Below are 17,634 nucleotides of genomic sequence, written 5' to 3'. Positions count from 1 at the left end.
CGGCACCTGGTTGAAGTGGACGGACACCGATGAGCGCATCTCCGGCCGGCCGATCAGGGTTCCACGACGAGCCCGGCGGCGTGCCCAGCGCGGTCGACAAAGCGATGCTCGTGCTCAACGCCGTGCTGACCGACGAAGACGAGCCCACTCTCGCCGAACTCACCCGCCGGACCGGTCTCGCGAAGGCGACGGTCCACCGGGTGCTGAATGTCCTGCACGCGCACGGCATGGTCGAGCGCACCGACAGCCGGTACGGACCGGGTGAACGGCTCACCGGGTTCGGCCGGCCGGTCGACACCGGGGTGTTCACGCTGCTGCGGCGGGAATCCACGGCCTACCTCGTCGAACTCCACCGCGCCACCGGCGAGACGGCGAGCGTCAGCGTGCTGGCCGGTGATGTCGTGCACCACGTGAACCAGGTGTACGGCCACCGCTCGTGCCGCCTCCCCGAGCAGACGCCGGTCGGGGCGGGCTCGAGCCTCTCGGCGATTTCCCGGATCCTACTGGCCCACAGTCCCGCGGCCCGAACGCCGCTCGTGCCGGCCACCGAGCTGGCCGCCGTGCGGCAGGCCGGGATCGCGTGCAGCCAGGACCGGTCCGGAGCGCTCAGCACGTTGGCTGTCACCGTGCCCGGATACCTCGGGGTGAGCCGGCCGGTCGCGCTCGCCGTCACCGGCCGGGCCGGCCGCTTCGACCACGCGGCGGCGGCGAAGATGTTGCGCAACAGCGCTTTTGCGATCGCGCGGGCGGTTCGCGTGGCGACTTCTTCTTTTCCGGCGGAAGGAAACGCGGTCGGCTGAGCCGCGTTGAGAGGAAATGAAGTCCTGCGACCGAGTCTGGGTTCATGGACGATGAGGCGCGACCAGCGGGGGAGGCCGGTGTCCGGAAGCAGGTCCTGATCTGCAGCCGGCCGATGGTCTTCGGGTTGCTTTCCGAAGAGCGGGAACCGGTCTCCGTGCGGGCCCGGATGTCCTACGACAGCCGGGATCCGTTCGCGGTGAAAGTTCGGTTCATCGAGCAGGACGGTGATGCCACCGACTGGATCTTCGCACGCGATCTGCTGGCGCACGGCCTGAAGCGACCCGCGGGGTACGGTGACATCAGGGTGCGGCCCTGGTGGACCCAGGAGGGGCCGGCCGTTCTCCTCGAACTGAGCAGCCCGTTCGGCGCCGTCGCGCTCACCTTGCTCCGCGAGACGCTGGTCGACTTCCTCCGGCAAATGGACGACATGGTCCCGTTCGGCACGGAAGAGGACTGGATCGACACCGATCTCGCGCTGGTCCGGCTGCTCGGCGACGGGCGCTGAGCGCGTCAGCCGCCGCCGGAGTCTCCCGTCGCCATCGCGAACTCACCGTTGAGCAGTGCGTTGGACAGCTCGATCCGAGAGCGGAAGCCGGTACGCGAAGCGAGCCGGCTGAGCCGTCCTTCCACGCTCTTTTCGCTGGTCCGCAGGGCCGACGCGAGCTGCTTGTTGCTCAGGCCTTCGGACATCAGCACCGCCAGCAGGTATTCGTTCTCCGTGACGGATTCCTGGCGTCCCGGAACGGGAATGCCGTGTTCGCGCATGATGCTGCGGGTCCGCGCGCGGATGAGCAGCGCGCCGTGGCGGCCGAGGATTTCGTAGACCTCGCTGAGCCCCGTGGGGTCGGCGACGCCATGCTTGATCAGCTTGGCCAGGATCCGGGCCAGCTCGAGCGGCTGGTCGCGGTCACGGCTGAGCCGAAGACATTCGTCGGCCGCGGCACGGTCGCCGAACACAACCGCGCGCCCGAACAGCGCGTGGATCACGGTGCGGACGCCCGGCACGCTGTCGGCCAGCCGGTCCATCTTCGTCACGCACAGCTCGGCCGTCGGGCGGTCGCGGAGGTCCAGTGCCAGGTCCACCATGGTCGACCAGACCAGGTCCATGCCGAGCACGATGCCGTGAGACTCCGCGTGGTCCCGCGCCGCGCGGACCTTCTCGGCCGCGCGCACGGGGTCGCCCAGGAGGTTCTCGTACTCCGCTTCGGCGAGGTCCAGCAGGTGCGCCAGCACCGGTTTCGTTTCCCGCGCGGCGGTCAGCAGTTCTCGCGCGGTGGCGAACTTTCCCCGGGCCACGAGCGCCAGTACGACCATGTAGTACATGCCGGAGTACCCGGCATCGAACCCGCCTCCGGAGCGGTAGGCCACGGCGCGCCGGGCCACCTCCGCCGCCAGATCGATGTCGCCACGCAGAGCCGCGGCCATCGCCCGGTTGCTCGGCTGCAGTTCTTCGTCCCCGACCTGTTCCTGGACGAGCAGCCGGCCGGCCCGGTGCGCGTCACCGTTCAGCAGCAGACCGGCCACGTGCAGGTTGATCTGGTCGACCCGGTGACGCCGCACATCGCGCAGAGGCCACTGTGATCGCTCGAGGAGGCTCTTCTCGAAGGGGCCTTCGTCACCGGTGCACAGCTTCGCGAAGTCGTGGAACAGACCGCCCAGCATCGCCGAAGTCGAGTTGCCGGAGGCCCAGCTCGGCTGGCTGCGGGACAACCGGGCGTCGGCCGCGGCCCAGCGGTCGAGCATGGCGCACGCGAGTGCTTCGGTGACGAACCCGGTTTCCGGCCCGCCGGGCCAGCGGCGGCGCGCATCCGCCAGCTCCGCCAGCTGCCCGGCCTGGTCCAGTCCGCCCAGCGCACACACGGCCATCATCTGCAGTTCCTGGGCGGTCCCGGCGGATAGCTGGTCGGAGAAGTCTTCCAACAACCGCCGGGCGCCACGCAAACTGTCTTCGTACTTCCCGCGCGAGTGGCAGATGGTGGTGTAGAGCAGCAGGATCATCACCCGCTGCGGACGGCTGTCGGCGAGTTCCACGGCGGCGCTCAGCCAGTGCAGCGCGGATTCGATCCGCGCCTCGCTCACCGCGGTGCTGTGCGAAACCAGAACGCCCAGAGCGCGTCGCGAGTCGACCAGCCGGCCCGCCTCGGCCACCCGGTCGCACAGGTAGCCGGTGTCGTGGCTGGTGGCCGTGCCGTCCCAGACCGCGGTGACCGCCTTCGCCGCGAGGTGCTGTTTGGAATGCGGCCCGGAGCAGTCGATCAGCGCGTTCGCGACTTGAGGCACAACGAATCGCCACACCGAACCGTCCAGGCCGCGGTGAAGCACGCCTTGGCGGCGCAGCACTTCGAGTTCCGCGGTGACCGCCGGTGCCGGGATCTCGAGTGCTTCGGCGACCAGCCCGGGCATCGCGGCACCGAGCGGGGCCAGCGCGGCGGCGGCCTTCGCGGTGGCCAGGATCGGCGCTCCGAGCTCGGCGACAGCGTCGATGAGCCGGCTGCGCATCGGGGCGACGACCAGCGGCCGCCCGGGCACGAGGTAGGCCCGCTTGTCCACCATTCTGATCCAGCCGCTGCGCTGCAGGAGCTCGTAGGTGTCCCAGAACGCCGCTCGCACGCCCCGGCTCTGCTCGTACAGGTAGGTGATCAGCTCCGGCTCGGGCAAAGCGCCGGCGATCTTGGTCAGCTCATGGCCGATCTGCTTTCGCGTCATCGGCCGGACCCGGACGACAGCGGCGGCTCCCGAGGCCCGCAGCTGGGCGAAGGCCGCGAATGTTTCGGCATCGCCGAGGTCCGGAGCCGGAGTCCGCACCGCGCACACGCACGAGACCGAACCGCCGGCGGCCCGGCGGGCGACCGCGACGAGCACGGCGAGCGAGTCCGAATCCATCCACTGCGCGTCGTCGACCAGCAGGAGTGACCGGCCACCGGGTTGCTGCAGCGACGCCAGGACCGCCGCGGCGGCGCGTTCGGCGATCGCGGGGTCGTCGTGGGCGCCCTCGACCGGCCGGAGCGGGGTCCAGGCCGCTTCGGCCGGGGCGCCGGGCGTAGCCGGGAGATCGCCGGAGTCGGGCGAGGAACCCCCGCGCAGCGGAAGAAGGTCACCGCGCGCTGTGAACCGCAAGCCGGACACCCGGTGCCCGGCCCGCTCGAAATGGGCGCCAAGGGTCGTCAGGGCCGTCGTGCGGCCCATCCCCGCCCGTCCGGTCACGACGACCAGCGCGGTTTCGGGTGCGGTCACGGTTTCGAGCAAGTCCTCCACGGAGTGAGCTTGGGACGGCCGGGGGACCACGGCTCGGCGGACCCGCGAGCTGGGGGGCTTTCTTCCGGCAGAACTGCCCTAAAAGCCGGCTTCGCCGCTCTCCGGGAACGGCGGACGTGGTACGGGGCGCTGCGATCGGAACCGGTTGCTCCGCCCAGTGCCGATCCAGGCCACTCGCCTCGGTCGGGCGCGGGCGGTGGTCACGAGCGTTCCGCGCCGAACCGGGCCCGTGCTTCCGCCACGGACACCAGCCCGGCGCTCTGCCGGCGGCCGACGCCGAACAACGCGAGCAGCCGGGAGTTTTCGATGGTCAGGAACTCCACCGGGGCTTCGGCCGAGTCGTTGTAGTGGCGGTGCCACGTCCAAGGCGGGGTGTAGACGAAGTCACCCGCGGACCAGGTCGCGGTCTCGTCCTCGACGTCGCTGTGCCCGGTGCCGGCGATGACGTAGTGGACCGTCTCGTGGTGGTGGCGCTGCATGTCCGAGCTCTGCCCGGGCGGAATGGTCTGGCGCAGCAGTTCTAACGTGGCCGTCGGCAGCAGGCCGGCCACCGCGAGCTCGGTGGGGTTGTGCACCTGCTCCGCGGGCAGCCGTTCGAGTTCCCCCGCGCGGACCACGACCGGACGCAGGTCGCTCGGCTCGACCCGGTCGGACAGGGCACCCAGGAAGTCGGTCAGCCGGAAACCGGCACCGGACGCGCTCATGGCGCGGCCGGCACGGGATGGGTGTTTTCGGCGATGGTTTCCTCCCCAAAGTGCGTTTACTCGCACCCGGCGCTCCGGTGAGACTCGTCGAATCGCAGTTTGTTCGCCGCGCACCGGGAGTGACAACCATGAGTCCCAGCAGCCGGGACGACGCGCCGCCGGGACGAGCCGGCGCGCTCGACCGTGCGGCGCAGATCCTGGGTGCGTTCACCACCGCCAACCGCGAACTGACGCTGGACGCGCTCGTCCTGCGGTGCGGCCTGCCGCGCTCGACCACGCACCGGACCGCGGACACGATGATCCGGCTCGACTGGCTGGAGAAGACCGCGGGCCGGTACCGCATCGGCAAGCGGCTGTTCGAGCTTTCCGGGCTGGCGCCGGTCCGACTCGAACTGCGGGAGACGGTGCTGCCGTACCTGCAGGACCTGTACGGGGCGGTCAACGCGACCGTGCAGCTCGGCGTGCTCGACGTCGACCACGTGCTGGTGGTGGAGAAGATCACCGGGCACCGCCCGATGCCGATGCTCTCCCCGGTCGGCGGTTCCGTGCCGGCGCACTGTTCGGCGTTGGGCCGCGCGATCCTCGCGTTTTCACCGCCGGCGGTCGTCGACAAGGTGATCGCGGCCGGGCTCGAAGCGCAGACGGAGCGGACGATCACGACCGCGTCCGGGCTCAAGCGGGAGCTCGCGGCGGCGGCGGACCGGGGCTGGTCGGTCGAACACGAAGAGGGCAACGTCGGGGTCACCTGCGTCGGCGCGCCGATCTTCGGGCCCCGGGGCGACGTCGCGGCCGCCCTTTCGGTGACCGGGCCGTCCGAGCTGCTGCGGACCGACCGCGCCGTGTCCGCGGTCCGGACCGCGGCGGCGGGGGCGTCCCGGGCCTACCGCTCGCGGCCTGCCGCCGGCCCGGCCGTGACGAGCAGTGCCTTCTGTACCGCAGCTTCCGGAACCAATGAAGGGGACGATGCCGAATGAGGTCCGATGTGGACGGAGGAACCCGCCGGGACGTGCTGGCTCCGGGAGGCGGCGAGGACGTCGGCGCGATCGGGCTGGGCATGTTCGTGAAGCTGACCGGCGCGGACACCGGCGGGGCGTACTCGTTGTTCGAGTACACCGCGCCGCCCGGGCTCGGCGGTCCGCCGACGCACGTGCACACCCGGGAGGACGAGCTCTTCGTCTGCACGGCGGGGGCCGTCACCGTGGAACTCGGCGGGGAGCGGCACGTGCTGACGCCGGGGGCCGCGCTCCTGACCCCGCGGGGGGTGCCGCACATGTTCTTCAACGAGGGCACGGTCGAGGCCCGCATCATCGCCGTCGTTTCCCCGCCGGGGCTGGAAAACTACTACCGCGACCTCAACGCCCTGCCGCCCGGGCCGCGGGACATGACGAAGGTCGCCGAGGTGATGAGGAAGCATGGCCTGTCGCTGGTCGGACCAGGAACCGACGGCCCGGACGCCGCGCGGGACGAGCCGGCGCCACCGCGCGCCGAGCAGGTCGTCCGGCGGATGTGCGCCGCCGTCGACGAGCACGACTTCGCCGGTTTCGGTGCGTTCTTCGCCGAAGATGCTCGTTACCGGTTCGGCAGCGGTGCTCCCGTCCGCGGCCGGGCCGCGATAGTCGCCGCCACAGCGGCCGCGGCCGCCGCGCTGCCCACCGCGCGGCACCGGGTCGAGCAGGTCGCCGAGATCGGCCGGCAGCTGTTCTGCCGCTTCGTCATCGAGGTGGAAACCCCACGTGGCGCGGTGGAGATGCCGTGCGTGACCGTGATCGAACTGGCCACCGGCGGCACGGGCGAAGGGTTTCCCGAGATCGTCGACTACCGCGTGCACATGGACGTCTCGCCGGTCCTCGCGAACTGACTGAGCGGTCGAACGGAAACCAAAGGAGTGAGGAGTCGTCGTGAAGATCGGGATCATCGGCGCCGGCTTCGCGGGGCTGTGCACCGCCAAGGTGCTCCACCGGGCCGGACACGACGTGGTCGTGTTCGACAAGGCACCGGACGTCGGCGGGGTCTGGAGCCGCACCCGGCGGTACCCGGGACTGGCCACCCAAAGCCCCAAGGCGCAGTACGCTTTTTCCGACTTTCCCATGCCCGCGGAGTTCCCGGAATGGCCCAGTGGTGAACAGGTGCAGCGGTACCTCGCCGACTACGCCGCGGCCTCCGGGCTGACCGGGAGCCTGCGCCTGGACACGGAGATCGTGCGGGCCGTACCCGGGGAGCGGGGCTGGTCGTTGTCGTGGCGGGGTCCGGGCGCCACCTCCGGGACCGAGCCTTTCGACCGGCTCGTGGTGGCGAACGGCGTGTTCTGTGAACCCGATGTGCCGGATTACCCCGGAGCCAACGGATTCCGGGCGCACGGCGGGCGTGTGGTGGCGAGCACCGCGTTCCCCGACGCCGAAGCGGCCAGGGGCAAGGCGGTCCTGGTGGTCGGGTACGGGAAATCGGCCTGCGACATCGCCGCCGCGGTGAGCGGTGTGGCGGCGCGGACAGAGGTGGTCGCCCGCCACGTGCTGTGGAAGATGCCCAGGAGGATCGCCGGTCTCGTCAACTTCAAGGCGCTGCTGCTGACCCGGCTCGGCGAGTCGTTGTTCCGCTACGTCCGGCTCCGGGGCGTCGAGAAGATCTTGCACGGCCCGGCGAACGGCCTGCGCCGCCGGATGCTGAACTCGCTGGGCGTGCTCTCGGTCCGGCAGTACGGCCTGAAGCGCCACGGGCTGGTGCCTCGTGGCGGCATGGAGGACATCGTCAAGGGGGCGGTCAGCCTCGTCACCGACGGCTTCTTCGACGCGGTCGCCGACGGGCGGATCGTGGTCCACCGCGACCGGACGGTCGCGCGGCTGCTGGTCCGGGACGGACGGCCCGGTGCCGAACTCGACGACGGCTCGGTGGTGGCCGCCGACATCGTGATCTGCGGTACGGGGTTCAGCCAGGGCGTCCCGTTCTTCGACGCCGACGTGCAGCGCGAGCTGTTCGACGAGCGCGGCAACTTCATGCTGTACCGGCAGATCCTGCCGTCCGGCCCGGCCGGGCTCTACTTCAACGGCTACAACTCGTCGTTCTTCAGCCCGTTGAACGCCGAAGCCGCGGCGATGTGGATCGCCGCGGACCTGGCCGGGACGCTGACGCTCCCAGACCCGGCCCGGCGTCGCGAAGCGGTGGTGGAGCAGCTGGCGTTCATGGACATCGCCACCGGACGGCACCACTGCCGCGGCACGAAGATCATTCCCTTCTCCTTGCACAACGTGGACGAGGTGCTCGACGACCTGGACCTGAACATCGGCCGGTTCACCCGGGCGGCGCACTGGCTCAAGCCGGTCGATCCGGCCGCCTACCGCGACGTGCTGCCGCGGCTGCTGGAACGGCTGTCCGACCCCGCGGAGAAGGCCGTGGCCGATGCGCTCGCCGGCTAGGGCAACCACGTGTTTTCGTCCACCCATCCCGCCCGAACGGGCGGATGCCGCCGGTGGCGCGCGTACCACGACGGTGGATAGAGATTTCGTTGAGTTGCCGGTGATGTCGTGGTCGCACCAGTGGTTTCCCGGGAACGGGGGAGCGGGAAGGGGAACAGGGATGGCGCGGCAGAGCAGCAACTTCGTCGGACGCCGGGTCGAGCTCGCCGCCTTGACCAAGGCCGCCGGCTCGGTTCCGCTGACGATCGTGCGAGGCGCACCGGGCAGCGGCAAGTCGGCGCTGCTGACCAGGGCACAGCCCAAGCTCGGCGGGGGCGACGCCTTGACCCTGACCATCGCCTGCGACCAGCCTCACCCGGAGTGGGACCGGTACGGCATCACGTTGCTCATCGCCGCGGTCCGGTCGGCCTTCGAGCTGTTCGGGGGCCGGCCGCGGCTGTCCGAAGCGATCGACAGCGTGGTCCGGTTGTGCACCGAAGCGGCGTACCGGTCGGCCTGGACGCGGTACCGCCTGCTCAACGCCGTCGGCGTGCTGTTCACCCGGCTCGGGGGGATGCAGCGGGTCACCGTGGTGCTCGACGACGTGGACCTGCTGGCCGAGCCGGAGCCCACGCTGGCCGCGTTGCAGCGATCGGGCCGCCCGCTGGTGGCCTCCTGCACGGCGGGCGGCCCGCTGGAGGGTCTTCTGTCGTCGCTGGCCGGTGAAGTGGTGGACCTGGAACCACTCGCCGAAGAAGAAGCCGAGAACCTGTTTCGCAAGTCCGTCAACGCCACCGTCGACCTCGCCCTCCGCCGCGCGGTCCGGGCGGCGCTCGGGCCGCTCTGGGGCAATCCGGCGACGCTGTTGTCCACCGTGGCGGACCTGCGCCGGCAGGACCGGCTCGTGTCCCGCCACGGTGCGGTCTGCCTGCGCGAGCCCGACCGGGCGATCACCCTGCCACCCGGTCACCACCTGCTCACGAGCCTCGCCGGGTTCGACGCCGACGGCCGGGACCTCGTGCTGATCGCCGCCGGCCCCGACAGCCTGGACATCGACGGGATCCCGCTGCTCGCGGCGGCCACCGGGGGCTCCGCCGTCCGGTTCGGCAGCCGCGCCGACGCCTTGGTCCGGGCCGGGGTGCTCGAGGTCGTCGCGCCGGGCCGGCTGACGTGCCGGTGCCCGGCGCTGGCCGCGTCGGTGATCGAGCAGGCGGGAGCGGACCGCGTCGCCTCGCTGCACCGGCTGATGGCCCGGCACCTGCTCGAGGCCCAGGCTGGGTCGTCCCGGCCGATGTCGATCCTCGCCGAGCACGTCGCGGGGGCGGGCCGGTCCCTGGCCCCCCGGCCCGACCTGGTCGGCCTGCTGCGCGACGACGAGGTGCGGCTGCAGCCGTTCGACCGGCCGGCGCAGATCTCCCACCGGTACGCCGCGTGGTGGCACAGCGAGCCAGGCCCGCAGCGGCAGCAGCTGCGCGCGGACCTGGTGCGGCTGCTCGCGCGGACGGGAGACCAGGACACGCTCGCCGATCTGGTCGAAGCGGCGCCGGAGGAGGCGAGTGGCCCCGATCTGGCGGCCGCGGCCGCGCTGATCTCGATCTTCGACGGGCGGCCGGTACCCCCGGCCATCCGGGCTTCGCTGACCCTGACCGGTACGCCGGCCCCCATCGAGTTCGCGGATCGCTGGCTGGCCGGTGCCGTCGTGCGGGCGCGTGACGTGGAAACCGCGTTCGCGGCGATCCGGCCGCCGGGCGCGCCTGCCCTCGAGTTCGGCCCCGACGTCGAAGCCGCGTGCACGATACGGGACCTCGTGCCCGTGTTCGACGCGATTTCCGGCCCGGGTTACCGCGCCCCCCTGCTCGGGGCGATGGCGGCCTACCACCGCCTGTGTTCGGGGTACGCCGGGCGCGACTGGGACGAGGCCCTCAGCGCGGCCCGGGCGCTGGACCTCGATCCTGGGACCCCCGGGCCGCTCCGCACGCGGGCCCGGCTGCTCGCGGCCGAGATGTCCAGCTGGCGCGGCGACGACCGGCGTGCCACGGCGTGGCTGGACAGCATCGAGCGGGACGGCCCCTTGCCGGCCCTGAGCGCCTGGGTCGAGGTGGGACTGCGCTACCGGGGTGGCGACGACCCCGCCGGGGCGTGGGAGTTCGGCTTGGCCGCCTACGAAAACCACGCCGGTGACGACGAATCGACGTCGGCCCGGTTGCTCACCCGGCTGCTGCTCATCGCGGAAGACTGCGGAGAACGGCACTGGGTGCGCCGGACCCGTTCCGAGGCCGACGCGCTGCACGAACGGTTCGGCACGGCGTGGACCGCGGAGGTCGCGGACCTGGCGCACGGGATCGCCGAAAACGACGAGAACCGGGTGCGGCGTGCCGAGGAGGCCGTCCGGCGCCGGGGTGACCGCTTCGGCCTCGCGCTGGTGTGCTTCGTCGCGGGCGGGAGCGCCGCGCAGCCCGAACGGGAGCTGACCGAAGCCTACGAGATCGCCCAGGACCTGGGTGCGGCGAAGCTGGTGTCGATGACGCGGCGGGTGATGGGTCAGCGCCGGATGGCCGTGCCGGTCAGCCGCCCGGCGCGCATCGAACTGTCCGATGTGGAGCTGCGGATCGTCGAGCTGATCCGGGAAGGCCGGACGAACCGGCAGATCGCGAGCGGCCTGCAGATGAGCGAGAAGACCGTCGAGAAGTACCTCACCCGCCTCTACAGCAAGGTGGGCTGCCGCAACCGGTACGGGCTGGCCACGTCCGACCTGGGCGGCTGGGCCGAGCCGGTCGGCGCGTGACGAGGTCCGCCACCAGAGGATCCAGGGAGGAATCGGGAAACGTGAACCAGAACGTCATCACGGTCGCGCAGGCGCCGGGCAACGGGTACCGCCGCATCGGCGAAGCGGTCGCCGCCGCGCCGGCCGGCGCGGTGATCGTGGTGGGCCCCGGTCGGTACGCGGAGAACCTGGTGCTCACCAGGCCGGTGACGATCACGGCCGAAGACGGTCCGGGCACGGTCCGACTGGTGTCCGCCGGCGGGGTCGCCGTCACGCTCGAAGCCGAGTCGGCCGCGCTCGCCGGGCTCGCGATCACCGCGGCGGACGAGGAGAACGCGGCGATCCTGGTCGCCATGGGGCAGCTGAGCATCTCCGAGTGCAGTGTGCAGGGGCAGAGCTGGACCACGGTGTTCGCCGCCGCGCAGGGCACGGTGCTCATGCGCAACTGCGAGATCCGCAACGCCGTCGGGGCCGGCGTCGTGGTCACGTCACCGAACGGCGGCGTGCTCGACGCCTGCCGCCTCGACGAGATCGGCACGTCGGGGGTCGTCGTGGCCGAGGACGGCGCGTTCCTCATGCGGTCGTGCACCGTGAGCACCGCGGCGGGCAACGGGATCTGCCTCAACGGCCGGGGCAAGCTGACGGTTGAGGACACCGCGGTGAGCAAGGCGGCGAAGCCCGCGGTCGCGGTGGAGCAGCAAGCTACGCTGACCGCGACCCGGCTGACCGTCTCCGATGCCGAGACCATCGGCTTCTACCTGGCCAGCAGCCAAGCCGTGGCGCTGGAGGACTGTGTGGTCGAGCGGGCCGGTGCCGAAGGCGTCTTCATCGCCGAAGGGTGCTCGCCGATGCTGCGCGGCTGCGCGGTCCGGGGAGCGAACGGGTACGGGATGCTCTTCACCGGCCGGGCGGCCGGCACGGTCGCGGGCGGCGAGGTGTCCGATGTGGACGGAGTGGGGATCGGGGTCACCGCCCGCAGCGTGCCGGAGTTCGACCGGACCACGGTGTCCACCTGCACGACGTCCGGCGTGCGGGTCGACGACGGCGCCGATCCCTTCTTCCGGCGGCTGCGGGTCGTCGGCTGCGACGGCGCGGCCGTCGATGTGGCCGGTGCCGCCCGCGGTACCTGGGAGAACGTCGAGATCGAGGGTGGCGGAACCGGGATGCGGGTGACCGACGGCGCGCGGCCGTCGGTCACGGGCCTCAGCCTCAGCCGGACCGCCGAAGCCGGCATCCAGGTGCTCGGCGCCGCCCTTTCGCTCACCGACAGCGCGTTGTCGGGCACCGGGGCGGAAGGCGTGCACGCGGGCTCCGGCGCGGACGTCTCTGTGGTCCGCTGCCGGGTGCACGGCAGTACGGGCGCCGGCTGCCTGCTCGCCGAAGGCGCCTCGGGCACGATCACCGAGTCCGAGTTCACCGGTGGCTCCGCGGACGGCATCCGGCTCGACACCGAGGAAGCCGTCCGGGTCGCCGGCTGCACCGTGCGGGACAATCACGGCAGCGGCGTCCGGCAGACCCGCCCGGGCACGGCCATCGAGGTGCTCGATCTCATCTCGGGCGGAAACCTGACACCGGACGCCTACGGCACCTCCGCCTCCGCCGGGGCGGCCGCGTCACCCGGTACCCCGGCGCCGCCGGCTGCCGCACCGGCTCCCGGGGCCGGCGATCCGCTGGCCGAGATGCAGGCGCTCGTCGGTTTGGCCGGCGTGAAGCTCGAAGTCAGCTCGCTGATCAACCTCAACAAGATGGCCAAGCGCCGCAAAGACGCCGGGCTTTCGGCACCGCCGATGGCCCGGCACCTGGTGTTCGCCGGCGCGCCGGGTACCGGGAAGACCACGGTCGCCCGGCTCTACGGTCAGGTGCTGGCCCAGCTCGGCGTGCTGCGCAAGGGCCACCTGATCGAGGTGGCACGCGCCGATCTGGTCGCGCAGATCATCGGCGGTACTGCGATCAAGACGACCGAAGCCTTCAACACCGCATTGGGCGGGGTCCTCTTCATCGACGAGGCGTACACGCTGAGCTCGGGCAAGGGCGGCACCGGGCCGGACTTCGGCCGGGAGGCGATCGACACGCTGGTGAAGCTCATGGAAGACCACCGCGACGACGTCGTGGTCATCGCCGCCGGTTATTCGAAGGAGATGCGCAGCTTCCTGGAAGCCAACCCCGGCATGGAATCGCGGTTCAGCCGCACGATCGAGTTCGCCAACTACAGCCCCGACGAACTGGTGACCATCGTGCGCACGCAGTGCGCCCGGCACGACTACCGGCTCGACGAGGACGCGGCGGAGGTGCTGCTGAAGTACTTCGACGCCATCCCGAAGGACGGCACGTTCGGCAACGGCCGCACCGCCCGCCGGGTGTTCGAGCGGATGACCGACCGGCAGGCGTCCCGGCTGGCCGAAATCGACGCCCCGACCTCCGCCGACATGACGTTGCTGACCGCGGCCGACATCGAAACCTGAGCGCTGGAACGAAAGGTGGTGCCTGACGTGCGCAGCAGACGAGCCGGTGGACGTGCCGGGCCGCCCGGCCGGGAACCGGTGCCCGCACGCACGTTCGGAGGCAGGAGCGGAACATGACCGAGAATTCAGTACTTTCGCTGGTCGCCGAACGACGCGGGCCGCACCTGCTGGTGCGGCAGCGCGACGAAGACGACCCCGCCGCGCGGTTCCCCTGGCCACCGGCGGTCGCGGGCCAGCTGTTCGTGCTGGTCTCGCCGGCGGCCGGCCGGGATCCCGCGTGCGCCGGTGCGCTGGCCGGCCTGGCCGGTCCCGAGCTGCGAGCCGACGGCGTCAAGGTGCTCCGGCTCGGGCTGCCCCGGCTGGGTGCCCGGCCGGAGGCCGCGCAACAGCTGGCGGACGAACTGGAGGCCGCCGTGCTCGTGCCGGACGGCGGGTTCCTGGTCCGCCCCGGAGCGGCGCTCTACACCGGGCCTGGCACGGGCGGCACCGGGTGGCAGCTGTTCCGGCCCGGCAAGCCGGCCGGGTTCGGCGGCCTCCGGTACCCGCAGCCAGCCTGGGAGGCCGCGCTGCCGGCCCGGTCGTCCGTGCTCGGTGAGGTGGTCGCCGACCCGGTACCGGCCGGCGTGCTGGTGCGCGGCGTCGACTCGGCACCACCGAACCTCGGCGATCCGGTGGCCGGTCTTCCCGTGGACCAGCGGGCGCCCAAGGTGATCGTCGGCCGCCACGGCGAGGTGCCATCGCCCGCCGCGATCACGGACGTCCTGCGCAAGGCTCCGGAGCCGAGCCTGCTTGTCCCGGCCGAACCCGCGGCGGCGGCTTACGCCTGGCTGGCGGAGGTCGCCCTGCGGCTCGGCCGGGAGGTCCTGGTCGGGATCGGCAGGCTCGCCACCACCGGCCCGGACGAGACCCCCCGGGACGGCTTCGACCCGTTCGTGACGGTCCTGAAGCAGCCCGCGGGCGGGGGCGACCAGGTGGTGCTCGACGTCGCGGTGCCACCGGCCGGCTGGGAACGGTCCGGCCGCGCGACCTACCGCCTCGGTGAGGTCAGGGTGGACGTCGTGCCGTCGGGCCTGGTCGTGCGCACCGGGCCGGCGGACCCGGCCGCGACCGCGTTGCCGTTCGACCCGTCGGGCTGGACGCTGCAGCTGGGCACGCCCGGTGAGCCGGTCGGCAAGGGGTTGTTGTCGGCCGCCGAGAAGCTCATGGCCGGTCTCGACCCGGTGCGTCGCCGCCGGGCCCGGGTCCGCGTCGCCGGGGTGCCCGACGAGGCGGGCAAGCGCGTCCTCGGCTCGCGCGGCGCCACGCTGCCGGGCGGGAGTGCGCCCGGCGGTGCCGTGCCGAGCCCCGGCGGTCCCGGTTTCCCCGACGGCGATGTGCCGCGAGCCTGGGGCAAGCTGCCTGGGGGCGATGTGCCGCGGGGCGGGGCCTCGCTGCCTGGTGGCGTTATGCCGGGTGCCGGGGTGCCGGTGCCGGGGGGAGGTGCGCCGCAACCGGGAGACCCCAGCCGGAATCCCGGGCCGGATACTTCGGCGTCCCCGGTGCCACGGCCGTCCGCGTCCGCGGTGGCGCCGCCGATCGCGATGATGTCCTCCGTACCGGTGCCGACTGTCTCAGGGAAGCCGGGCGGCCCGGCACCGGTCCGCGAGAGCACACCACTGCCCGTCCCGCCTCCGGCCGCGCCCCGGCGCGACGTGCCGGCCGCCGGAACTGCTTCCCCTCGCCCGGAGCCGACGGCGCCTCCCGTCGCGCCGCTCGCCGAGGTGGCACCGGAACCCGTGGCCCCGGCCCCGGTCCCGCCGCCCGCATCAGCGCCGCCACCGAAACCCAGCGGTCCCCGCGCGGCGCCACTCGCGGTGTCGGACCGGGCGAGCAGCGCCGCGGAGCAGGCCAGTTTCACCACGGCCGCGGGCGACGAGTTCAGCGAGGCCTTGGCCACGGTGAACACCGCGCTCGCGACCTGGCCGTCGATGCGCCAAGAGGACACCGCCGGGGTGAAGGCCGACTACGCGGCCGTGTGCCTGTTCCTCGGCAGCGGTGACGGCGGGTCACAAGCGGTCAACGGCGCGGTCCGGGCCGGCCAGGACAGCTCGATGGCCGGCCAGCTCGCCTGCCTGTCCTCCGGGATCCGGCGGCTGCCGACGCACCGGCGGCCGGTCCTGCGCCAGAGCCGGACTCCGGAACCAGTGCAACCGGGCACGCTGCAGGTGGAACCCGGCTTCCTGACCGCGAGCCTGGACCTGGACATCACGGTCTCCGGCGCCGAATTGGACGTCCTGATCTGGCCGTCCTCGGCCCGGCGCACCTCGGAGCTGCTCGGCGGCCGGACCCCCGACGAGGTCGTGTTCGGTGCCGGTTCGCGGTTCAAAGCGCTGGCCGTGCGGCAGGAAGGGGGCGAAGGCGAAGCGTCGCCGGATCGCGACGGTCCTGAGGCCCCGAGGATCGCGGTGCTCCTGCGTGAGCTCGCGCCCGGCGAGGAGCCGGGGGAATCCGGTGAGCTCGACGAACGCGACCTCGCGGTGCTCGACAAGCTGGACCGGGTCCTGGCCCGCCGTCGCCAGAACAAGCTCCGGCTGGTGGACACCCCGGACGTGGTCACCCGCCTGACCAGCCCGCTGCTCGAGTGGGACGCCGAGACGACGGAGTCCGACCGGTCGGGCGGCGGGCACACGGCGGTGATGGCGTCGTGAAGGTCCGGCACGCGTTGACGGCCCTGACCGGGGCCGCTCTGCTCACGGTCCTGCCGGTGAGCCCGGTCGCGGCGCAGCAGACACCGCAGCCCCTGCCGAGTGACCAGAAGGGCTGTCTCGGCGCACCTCAGGGCAGCGATCACGGGAAGCCGTGGGCGCAGCGGCAGCTGGCGCCGGATCAGGTCTGGTCGCTGACCACCGGATCCGGGATCACCGTCGGTGTGATCGACTCCGGAGTCGACGGCGCTTCGCCGCAGCTCGCCGGCGGCCGGGTCCTGCCCGGCGTCGACGTCACCGCACCGGGCGGTACCGCGAACACCGATTGTTACGGCCACGGCACCTTCGTCGCCGGGATCATCGCCGCCGCCACGGACCCGGGCACCGGGTTCGCCGGGATCGCGCCCAGCGTGACGATCCTCCCGATCCGGGCCGCGAAACCCGGCACGGACGGTGCCGCGCCGGTGCTGTCCGCGGACTCCCTGGCCGACGGCATCCGGGCCGCGGTGGACGCGGGAGCCCGCGTGCTGAACGTCTCCGCCAGCACCACGGTCGCCGAACCGAAGCTCGCGGCCGCTGTCCAGTACGCGGCCGACCACGACGTCGTACTGGTCGCGTCGGCGGCCAACGGCAAGCAGCAGGGGGACCCGGTCACCTACCCCGCGGCCTACCCCGGCGTGATCGCGGTGGGCGCGATCGACGAGCAAGGACAGCTCGCGGACTTTTCCCAGACCGGGCCGTTCATCTCACTGGTCGCTCCCGGCGTCGGCGTGGAGAGCGTCGGCCCGGGCGGCGCGGGCCAGTGGCAGGGGACCGGCACCAGTTACTCGGCGCCGTTCGTGACCGGGACCGCGGCCCTGGTGCGCGCTTACCACCCGGATCTGAGCGCCGCGCAGGTCAAGCACCGGCTGGAGGCCACCGCCGACCACCCGGCGAAAGCCGCGTTGCCGGATCCCGGCGTCGGCTGGGGCACCGTGAACGTCGTGGCCGCCGTGACCCGGCTGCTGCCCGAGGAATCGGGGGCCGCCGCGAAGATGGTGAAGCCACCGCCGATGGGCGCGGCGCCGGCGGCGGAGGCGGCCGGGAACGGCCCGGCACTGGCGGCCGGGAGCGTGCTGCTCGCGGTGTTCCTGGCGGTGGGGCTGGTCGTGTTCCTCCGGTTCGCTCGCGGCGGACGGGCCCGGAACTGGGCACCGCCGCGGACGGTCCGGGTCGAACCGGAACCGCCGGCAGCCACCCCGAAAGGCCGGGTCGGCTGAGAAGCCGGCAAGGCCGTGTTTGCCGGCTGCTTCCAGCTGTGCGAGGAGCGGACGCAGCAGGACTGCGCACGGTCACCGGTGGGAGAGAGTACCGGTGAAGGTCAGGGCGGCTCTGTTTCGGCCGCGGATGTGCGTGCGGGGCGGACGCGGGGGTGCGCTAAGTCAGGTCGGGTATCGCGACCGGCCCGCGATGTGGCAAGAGTTGTCTGCACGCCGGCGAATGCCCGGACAGCGGTCGTATGCGCGCACGAACGTGGCTCCGCGGCGGCATCGTCGGCACCCCTTGGCCGTGACCGGCTACCGGGCGGCGTGCCCC

Annotated in this window: 11 protein-coding genes; 9 read left to right on the top strand and 2 right to left on the bottom strand. The window is 72.4% G+C overall.

Going from position 1 to position 17,634, the window contains the following annotated elements:
- Positions 1 to 29 precede the first annotated feature (29 nt).
- Positions 30 to 800, top strand: coding sequence for an IclR family transcriptional regulator (locus MUY22_RS01335; protein WP_247056131.1), 771 nt, complete (start codon positions 30 to 32; stop codon positions 798 to 800).
- 167 nt (positions 801 to 967) lie between these two features.
- Positions 968 to 1,306 (top strand): SsgA family sporulation/cell division regulator, encoded by a 339-nt coding sequence (locus MUY22_RS01330; RefSeq protein WP_247056129.1) that lies wholly within the window; start codon positions 968 to 970, stop codon positions 1,304 to 1,306.
- A 5-nt stretch (positions 1,307 to 1,311) separates the two neighbouring features.
- Here MUY22_RS01330 and MUY22_RS01325 read toward each other — a convergent pair whose 3' ends face one another.
- Together MUY22_RS01325 and MUY22_RS01320 are read right to left on the bottom strand one after the other, a co-directional pair.
- Entirely contained in the window at positions 1,312 to 4,086 is a 2,775-nt protein-coding gene (locus MUY22_RS01325; protein WP_256475339.1) for an AAA family ATPase, read from the bottom strand.
- 170 nt (positions 4,087 to 4,256) lie between these two features.
- Positions 4,257 to 4,760 (bottom strand): cupin domain-containing protein, encoded by a 504-nt coding sequence (locus MUY22_RS01320; protein ID WP_247056125.1) that lies wholly within the window; start codon positions 4,758 to 4,760, stop codon positions 4,257 to 4,259.
- 128 nt (positions 4,761 to 4,888) lie between these two features.
- Between MUY22_RS01320 and MUY22_RS01315 the strand changes: the two genes are divergently transcribed.
- From MUY22_RS01315 to mycP, 7 genes are all read left to right on the top strand, one after another.
- On the top strand, positions 4,889 to 5,734 hold the full coding sequence (locus MUY22_RS01315) for an IclR family transcriptional regulator (RefSeq protein ID WP_247056123.1): 846 nt from the start codon (positions 4,889 to 4,891) through the stop codon (positions 5,732 to 5,734).
- 32 nt (positions 5,735 to 5,766) lie between these two features.
- Positions 5,767 to 6,618 carry a cupin domain-containing protein gene (locus tag MUY22_RS01310; RefSeq protein WP_247056121.1) on the top strand — a complete coding sequence of 284 codons (852 nt, stop codon included), beginning with the start codon at positions 5,767 to 5,769 and terminating at the stop codon, positions 6,616 to 6,618.
- Positions 6,619 to 6,658: 40 nt separating this feature from the next.
- A complete protein-coding gene (locus MUY22_RS01305) occupies positions 6,659 to 8,170 on the top strand; it encodes an NAD(P)/FAD-dependent oxidoreductase (RefSeq protein WP_247056119.1) in 1,512 nt (503 codons plus the stop codon).
- Positions 8,171 to 8,330: 160 nt separating this feature from the next.
- On the top strand, positions 8,331 to 10,934 hold the full coding sequence (locus tag MUY22_RS01300) for a LuxR family transcriptional regulator (RefSeq protein ID WP_247056116.1): 2,604 nt from the start codon (positions 8,331 to 8,333) through the stop codon (positions 10,932 to 10,934).
- Positions 10,935 to 10,975: 41 nt separating this feature from the next.
- Positions 10,976 to 13,375 (top strand): right-handed parallel beta-helix repeat-containing protein, encoded by a 2,400-nt coding sequence (locus MUY22_RS01295; RefSeq protein ID WP_247056113.1) that lies wholly within the window; start codon positions 10,976 to 10,978, stop codon positions 13,373 to 13,375.
- Between the two features lie 113 nt (positions 13,376 to 13,488).
- On the top strand, positions 13,489 to 16,062 hold the full coding sequence (locus MUY22_RS01290) for a hypothetical protein (protein WP_247056111.1): 2,574 nt from the start codon (positions 13,489 to 13,491) through the stop codon (positions 16,060 to 16,062).
- Positions 16,059 to 17,318 carry a type VII secretion-associated serine protease mycosin gene (gene mycP, locus MUY22_RS01285; RefSeq protein ID WP_247056108.1) on the top strand — a complete coding sequence of 420 codons (1,260 nt, stop codon included), beginning with the start codon at positions 16,059 to 16,061 and terminating at the stop codon, positions 17,316 to 17,318. Before MUY22_RS01290 ends, mycP begins: the two co-directional genes overlap by 4 nt.
- Positions 17,319 to 17,634 lie beyond the last annotated feature (316 nt).

It is taken from the genome of Amycolatopsis sp. WQ 127309, from assembly GCF_023023025.1.
Taxonomy (GTDB): domain Bacteria; phylum Actinomycetota; class Actinomycetes; order Mycobacteriales; family Pseudonocardiaceae; genus Amycolatopsis.
Note: the sequence above shows the minus strand (reverse complement) of the source record. Positions and strands in the feature narration are given on the sequence as shown.

Coding starts and splice junctions, on each gene's coding strand:
- MUY22_RS01330 (WP_247056129.1), top strand. CDS start 968: ATGTCCTACGACAGCCGGGATCCGTTCGCGGTGAAAGTTCGGTTCATC.
- MUY22_RS01315 (WP_247056123.1), top strand. CDS start 4,889: ATGAGTCCCAGCAGCCGGGACGACGCGCCGCCGGGACGAGCCGGCGCG.
- MUY22_RS01320 (WP_247056125.1), bottom strand. CDS start 4,760: ATGAGCGCGTCCGGTGCCGGTTTCCGGCTGACCGACTTCCTGGGTGCC.
- MUY22_RS01290 (WP_247056111.1), top strand. CDS start 13,489: ATGACCGAGAATTCAGTACTTTCGCTGGTCGCCGAACGACGCGGGCCG.
- MUY22_RS01300 (WP_247056116.1), top strand. CDS start 8,331: ATGGCGCGGCAGAGCAGCAACTTCGTCGGACGCCGGGTCGAGCTCGCC.
- MUY22_RS01335 (WP_247056131.1), top strand. CDS start 30: ATGAGCGCATCTCCGGCCGGCCGATCAGGGTTCCACGACGAGCCCGGC.